The sequence below is a fragment of the Daejeonella sp. genome, assembly GCF_044348475.1.
In the GTDB taxonomy this organism is placed as follows: Bacteria; Bacteroidota; Bacteroidia; order Sphingobacteriales; family Sphingobacteriaceae; genus Daejeonella.
Map to the genome: position 1 here is coordinate 1 of NZ_JBIKSU010000092.1, position 6,308 is coordinate 6,308.

A 6,308-nucleotide genomic window follows, 5' to 3' on the forward strand; every position below is an offset into this window, starting at 1 on the left:
GGATGTTATTTGAGTTAGCACCCTGTCCAATGCCGCGTAAGACGGTGAAGTACAATTTTTATTCTCCGCCACGCTTGCACAGACCTTTAATAACCGTTCCTCCCGCCTTGACTGGTGCGGCAATTACAGTCCCAGCCCTCGCAGAACCTTTCATAGCAGCAGGCGCAGCGGTAGCGTTTATTCGGTGTAGTCTATTGTTTTTTAAAGGCACTCATGGTCTCGTCGTACCGCCTCGGCATTGGTACTTTTTTCCTACAGAAAAAGGTAAGGCCCCCGCGGCTATGAGCGGGAGGAAATTATACATGAAAGCTAGCTAACTCCAATTACAGGAAAACTTATATCAATCTTAAACAAATCGTCCATTCACTGAACCTCCGTTCACCTCTCTTCCGCATTGACTGGTGCGGCAATTACTTAATTAGCCAACCCACTGACCTTCATAGCAGCAGGCGCAGCGGTGGGATTTTTGGTACTTTTTTCCTATAGAAAAAGGACTAGGCCCCCGCGGCTATGAGCGGAATAAAATTATAAAATGCTTGGTGGGTACCACCAAGCATAAGGGAAATTAGTTATTTGATGAAAATTAGGTTTTTGCCTATGGCAAAGAATATTTGTGTCTTTTGTCTTGAAACAAAAGGCACAAATGCCGAATCGCCCTTCAGCGCTGAGACCATGAAGCCCTATAAAAAAAATAAAATCCTGAGTGTGAAGAATTCAATGAATTTGAGGGAGGATTTGTAGGTTATTTTTTATTATTAAATTGCGACACTCAACCTAATCCAATTACCATTAATCATAAAGCAATGAAGAAACTCATCGTAAACCTATTATTACTAATTTTTGTTGTTTCCTTGAATTCTTGTGCTACCATTTTTGGAGGCAGAGTATCTGAATATCAAAGAATTAAGCCATTGGCCGGAGAGCCATCACGCAAGATTCGTGGGGTTGCATTAGTAGCAGATATATTATTATTCTGGCCCGGAGCTATAGTAGATTTTGCAACTGGAGCTATTTACCAGCCAGACAAGCAGACTGAAGCGAAAAAGGCGAATACCAATGAGCCTATAACGTTGTAGAATCAAGACTCATTCTGTGTGTGGAGTTTTTATCGAGTATAAAAATTGATTTTTCGGCACAACATTAATTTGTACTTGTACAGTTTAAGCGCAATGTGTACAGATAAATAAATGATCTATTGTAGTCAGTCTCCCTAACAAATACCATTTGTCCTTGAAATTATACCGTTAAATAAGTATAATTTAAAAAATTAATCGTTTCAGATATATTGTTTCTTAATTCAGGAATAAAATTTTGGTGTGATCGCTGTTTTTTATTTTGAAGAAATTAAACTGTAAACTAAAATTTTTACTTATGAAAAAAAACCATTATTTCTCGTTCATATTCCGATACCTGGGTCTACATCCACAAAATTTTCTAACTTTATTTTTGTTAATTCTCATCTCGCTGACGATGATAAAATGTACCAAACAAGACCAGAGTCCGTTTATAAATCTGAACTCCAGTAAAAAGGAGATGCATGTGTCACCTAAATTAATCAAGGAGAATTATTATAAGCTGAAGTTGGATACGGGTTTTAAGGCTGATTCAGAAAAAGGAATTTCATGGACCCCAGACTGGGAAAATCCAGACATTCGAAAAGTGAATGACAGCGTGTCGTATTTTTATTTTAAATTTAGGGGTATTGTCCAGCGAGATGGAAAAACAGTACCCATCACCGAAATGAATGCCGCCACTTTTCTAATGGTTAAAAACGGAAAAGAGTTTTATCGAGCATTTTACCAAAGTTCTACAGTGAATAGCAAAAACTCGGTTCCAGAATATAGTAAGCTTGAGATGCAAACTTTTACGGGAAGCTTAATTCTCTCTAATTTGGAAAGTAAACAACATTACATGCTGGAGTATACCAACGGCCAATTAAATGATTCATACAGAAAACAAGGCAATAAGACTACAATAAACAAATTAATGACCATACCGGGTTCTGTATCTTCGTGGGAAACGCAATGCTATACGACAATAGCCCACTGTACTTATATCTCAGATGGTTACAGTAGGTGCGGTGGTGAAATAATAGTTTTATATAGCGCATCTTGTTATGCGCCTCAAGGATGGTGTGGGAATCAGTTCTCCCTAACTGATTACATGGAAGTAGATATTTGTCAGGACATTTGGTTTCCAGACCCTCCGACTGAGTCAGGCGGTGGTGGCGGAACTGGCGGCACTGAAGAGGAAGAATATGGCTACTATGATGGCAATGACTACAACGATTCTGATGATAACACTGATTGGTCAGGACCAACGCAGTTAATACCATCAACTTTCACGCTCGATAATGGGCAAATTGTAAATATAAGTTTTGGATCTACCAAGGACCTAGTCTCTGCAAACCAGCCTGTTGCTACCAGACTAGTGGAAGCATTGAAAGACGCATTGAATATAGCAAGTTCGAGTGTAACAATAAACCAACTATATATAAAGGCAACAACTAATGGTGGCCACTCTATTAAAAGCAACCACTATAGAGGTATAGCTGTTGATATTTCTAAAATAAACGGATCTTATGTATTAGCATTAGGTCCTAACAATCAATTGGTTGTTGCATTACAAAATGCTTTTGAGAATGTGCCAAACAGGCGGGAGAACTTCGGACCAGCATTTGAACGTAAATGGGGCCAGCCTTGGCCAGTTGGAGGTCATGATGATCACATACATTTTTCTGTAAACGGAGACTAATATCATGAAAAAATTAATCTTAATCCCTTGTTTGCTCTTTGCATCCATGAGCTTTTGTCAATCAATTAATGTCACCAAAATTACTCAGATAGAAATAGTCAAGTTGATTGGCTCAATTGATAGTTATAAGCCTTTTGCTGGAAGGCAACTATACCTGAGTACATTTATAACTTCGAACGGATCAGGAAGTGCGAATATGCCAGAGACAGATGAGACTTCGTTCAACATATTATTATGTGTAGCTCACTATGATCAACAACCAGATTATAAATTATTTTCGATTGGTCCATTTTTATATCCTAAGATCATCGAAAATCGCGATTCTGGTGACTCAATAACTGTTGTGATACAGCATTTTGATGGTGAAAAAAAGAGAAAAACTGAGATTATAGTAACAGAAACCAATGTCAAATTGGTACCATAGGTTTTTTACAGAGAGAGAATTTGTTTTAACAATATTCTCTCTCTTTTGCATTTGACTTATTCTTCCTAGTCTATTTAATATCTGTTGAGTTTCCAGCGATTATTAACGTTGATTTTGCGGTACAACATTAATTTGCTGTTTTATTTTTAAGCATTATGCTAAACTGTACAGACAGATCGAATTATAAAAACTTCTGCGGCACTAAATAATTTTTCACGTAATCTTCAATACCATCTTCTAGGCTGTAAAAATCTTGACTATAACCAATTGAGCGAAGTTTTTTCATGTTGGCTTCAGTGAAGTACTGGTATTTTTCACGAATATCTATAGGAGTTGGCACAAAAGAAATAGATGGCTCTTTATCTAGAGCCCTGAAAGTTCCAATTACTAGGTCAAGAAAGGTTCTTGCATTGCCGGTTCCAAGATTGTAAATCCCAGAATCTTTACGGTGGTGCATCATAAAATATAAGACGTTGACTAGGTCTTTGATATACACAAAATCACGCATCTGTTCACCATCTTTAAAATCAGGATTATGTGATTGAAATAATTTCATGGAACCTGTTTCGCGGATCTGATTGAAGGTATGAAATATCACGGAGGCCATTCTTCCCTTATGATTTTCATTGGGGCCATACACATTGAAAAATTTCAGTCCTGCCCAGAAATATGGTTTCTTTTCCTGCTTTAAAGCCCAGTTGTCAAAATCATTTTTCGACTCGCCGTAAGGATTCAGAGGTTTCAGCATTGGAATTTTTGATTCATCATCATCATATCCCTGTTCACCTAATCCGTAGGTAGCGGCCGATGAGGCGTAAACGAAAGGAAGTCCAAATTCAGTACAGATATTCCAGATAGCCTTTGTATAATCTAGGTTCAGACGATTGAATAATTGCTTGTCCATTTCTGAAGTATCCGTACGCGCACCAATATGAAACACGAACTGCACATGCAACTGGTTTTCACGCAGCCATTCTGCGAAAACATCCCTATTTATTTGTTGGGAATAGCGTTTCCCATTAAAATTTTTATTCTTCGTTTCACTTGAAAAATCATCGACCAGCACCAGATCATAAAAACCTTCGTCGTTTAATTTTTGAACCAAACAACTTCCTATAAATCCTGCTGCGCCTGTAATAATGATCATGCTGAATGATTAATTCTATTTGTACAATTATAAGAATAAGTTTTGTTTCGTTTCGGGGATGATTCCTAATTTGTGTGCTTGCTCAAAGAAAGTTTGAACGGCTTTTCTTCCTACTTCACCTAAATCAATTGAAAATTTATTGACATAAAGTTCAATGTGTTTGTTGATCACCTCTTTACTCATTTCCTGCGAAAGTGAGCAGATAAAATCCATTCCTGATTCTGGATGATCAAAAGCATATTGAACACTTCGTTTAATGATGCGGTTTATTTTTTGTTTTACATTTTCGGGAAGCTCTCTTTTAACCATAATGCCACCCAAAGGAATTGGTCCTTGCGTCAAATTTTCCCAAAATTCACCTAAATCGATAATCTTTTTCAGACCTTTTTCTTGGTAAGTAAATCGATTTTCATGGATAATCACCCCTAAATCAATCTGATGATTCAATAAGGCAGATTCAATTTCAAAAAATTTCATCTCAATCTTATTTTTCGCTTCAGGTAAGGCTAGGCTTAACAGAAAATTGGCGGTGGTGTATTTGCCGGGGATGCCAATGCGGAGGTCTGAAGTCTGAGGTTGGAAGTGGGAGGTTGGAGGTTGGAGATCTGCCAAGAGATCAGCTGAAATATAATCTTCATTATTACAGATGAGTAATGGGCCAACTCCAAATCCAAGGGCGCTTCCGGCATGAAGCAACACATATTGTTCAGTGAGATAAGCATAGGCATGGTAGCTCAGTTTGGTGATATCGAGCTCTGCACGGAATGCTTTTTGATTGAGTGTTTCAACATCATCAAATACCACATCGAAACTCAAGCCTTCGGTGTCGATTTTTTGATGGATCATGGCATCAAAAATGAAGGTATCGTTAGGGCATGGAGAAAATCCGAGGCTTAGTTTCATGAATCAAAAAGGTGTATCAGCGTATCATTTAACCTATTCACTGCCAGTTCAATGTTCCAGTTTGCCCGGTTTCGCCGTTCCACAAAATTTGAAATTGCCCGGATCTGTATGCACGAGGTATGGGCTTGTTCACAGCCATAAAAAAAGGCTGCACCTTCCATACTCTCAATTTCGGGGTTGAAATGGGCAATGGTTTTTAAAATGGAATGCTCATTTCCATGTACTTTATTAACAGTTATTGCTTTCACTTCCTGCAGGTTTCTGGAGTTTGTAAAAGTAGGATGGGGATTTGATAAATAGGTGCTCTTGCCAAGTCCGAGTATTTCCATAGATAAAAATTCGTCGCCATCTTCAGCACCTAACTCAACAAATGTATCTTCTTTAACCAGGCAAATATCTCCGGGTTTAATACTGGGATTAAAACTCCCTGCAATGCCGGCGTTTATGGCCAGGTCAAAATATTCTTCTGAAAAGGCTTTGCCTAGTGCAAATGCAGTAGCTACCATTCCGACACCTGTTAGGAGTACTTTTATCTGGTAATTGCGTATGGTTTTTTCAAAAGGGGGCACATCACTAAAAGAGAAATGTGTCAGAAAGGGTTCTATCTCGGCCCTAGTTGCGGCAACAAGTAGTATTTTCATGCTGCAATTTACGCAATTCGCTTAAAATTGATTAAGGCATGTTGTAGTTTGAGTATATTTGTATTTTAATTTTTTGAAAATGATATATATTACGCGTAAAGAGCGGTTTAATGCAGCACATAAGCTTTACAGAGAAGATTGGAGTGACGAACAAAATCAGGAAATTTTCGGAAAGTGTTCAAATCCAAACTGGCATGGCCATAATTATGAACTATTTGTTACGGTAAAGGGTGAAATTAATCCTGAAACTGGATTTGTAATCGATCTGAAAGAATTGAAACGAATCATTACCATTTATGTAACAGATGTTTTGGATCATAAGAACATCAATATTGATGTAGAATTTATGAAGGGCAAAATGGCTTCGACCGAAGTGCTGGCTGTTACGATATTTGATGTTCTTAAACCGCATATTGATGGGCAGGGTGCCATCTTGCAT

The 6,308-nt window shown here is 37.9% G+C and carries 7 protein-coding genes; 4 read left to right on the forward strand and 3 right to left on the reverse strand.

The window, feature by feature from the left end:
* Positions 1-803 precede the first annotated feature (803 nt).
* From ACIQZ6_RS11190 to ACIQZ6_RS11200, 3 genes are all read left to right on the forward strand, one after another.
* A complete protein-coding gene (locus tag ACIQZ6_RS11190; RefSeq protein ID WP_395811113.1) occupies positions 804-1,076 on the forward strand; it encodes a hypothetical protein in 273 nt (90 codons plus the stop codon).
* A gap of 463 nt (positions 1,077-1,539) precedes the next feature.
* Positions 1,540-2,754: a hypothetical protein gene (locus tag ACIQZ6_RS11195; RefSeq protein ID WP_395811115.1), complete on the forward strand. Its 1,215-nt coding sequence runs from the start codon at positions 1,540-1,542 to the stop codon at positions 2,752-2,754.
* Positions 2,755-2,857: 103 nt separating this feature from the next.
* Entirely contained in the window at positions 2,858-3,178 is a 321-nt protein-coding gene (locus ACIQZ6_RS11200) for a hypothetical protein (RefSeq protein ID WP_395811117.1), read from the forward strand.
* A gap of 181 nt (positions 3,179-3,359) precedes the next feature.
* Here ACIQZ6_RS11200 and rfaD read toward each other — a convergent pair whose 3' ends face one another.
* The 3 genes from rfaD to mqnB are packed head-to-tail and all read right to left on the reverse strand — an operon-like array spanning position 3,360 to position 5,869.
* Positions 3,360-4,325, reverse strand: a complete 966-nt coding sequence (gene rfaD, locus ACIQZ6_RS11205) for an ADP-glyceromanno-heptose 6-epimerase (protein WP_395811119.1) — start codon at positions 4,323-4,325, stop codon at positions 3,360-3,362.
* A gap of 27 nt (positions 4,326-4,352) precedes the next feature.
* The gene (locus ACIQZ6_RS11210) at positions 4,353-5,228 is read right to left on the reverse strand and encodes a menaquinone biosynthesis family protein (protein ID WP_395811121.1); all 876 of its coding nucleotides are present in this window, start codon (positions 5,226-5,228) and stop codon (positions 4,353-4,355) included.
* Positions 5,225-5,869 (reverse strand): futalosine hydrolase, encoded by a 645-nt coding sequence (gene mqnB, locus ACIQZ6_RS11215; protein WP_395811123.1) that lies wholly within the window; start codon positions 5,867-5,869, stop codon positions 5,225-5,227. Before mqnB ends, ACIQZ6_RS11210 begins: the two co-directional genes overlap by 4 nt.
* A 79-nt stretch (positions 5,870-5,948) precedes the next feature.
* On the opposite strand from mqnB, the gene ACIQZ6_RS11220 reads away from it, so the two are divergent.
* A partial coding sequence (locus ACIQZ6_RS11220; RefSeq protein WP_395811125.1) for a 6-pyruvoyl trahydropterin synthase family protein occupies positions 5,949-6,308 on the forward strand: 360 nt, incomplete at its 3' end.

Bases quoted from the DNA above. Each gene is read 5' to 3' on its own strand.
- ACIQZ6_RS11190 (WP_395811113.1), top strand. From the start codon at position 804: ATGAAGAAACTCATCGTAAACCTATTATTACTAATTTTTGTTGTTTCC.
- rfaD (WP_395811119.1), bottom strand. From the start codon at position 4,325: ATGATCATTATTACAGGCGCAGCAGGATTTATAGGAAGTTGTTTGGTT.
- ACIQZ6_RS11210 (WP_395811121.1), bottom strand. From the start codon at position 5,228: ATGAAACTAAGCCTCGGATTTTCTCCATGCCCTAACGATACCTTCATT.
- mqnB (WP_395811123.1), bottom strand. From the start codon at position 5,869: ATGAAAATACTACTTGTTGCCGCAACTAGGGCCGAGATAGAACCCTTT.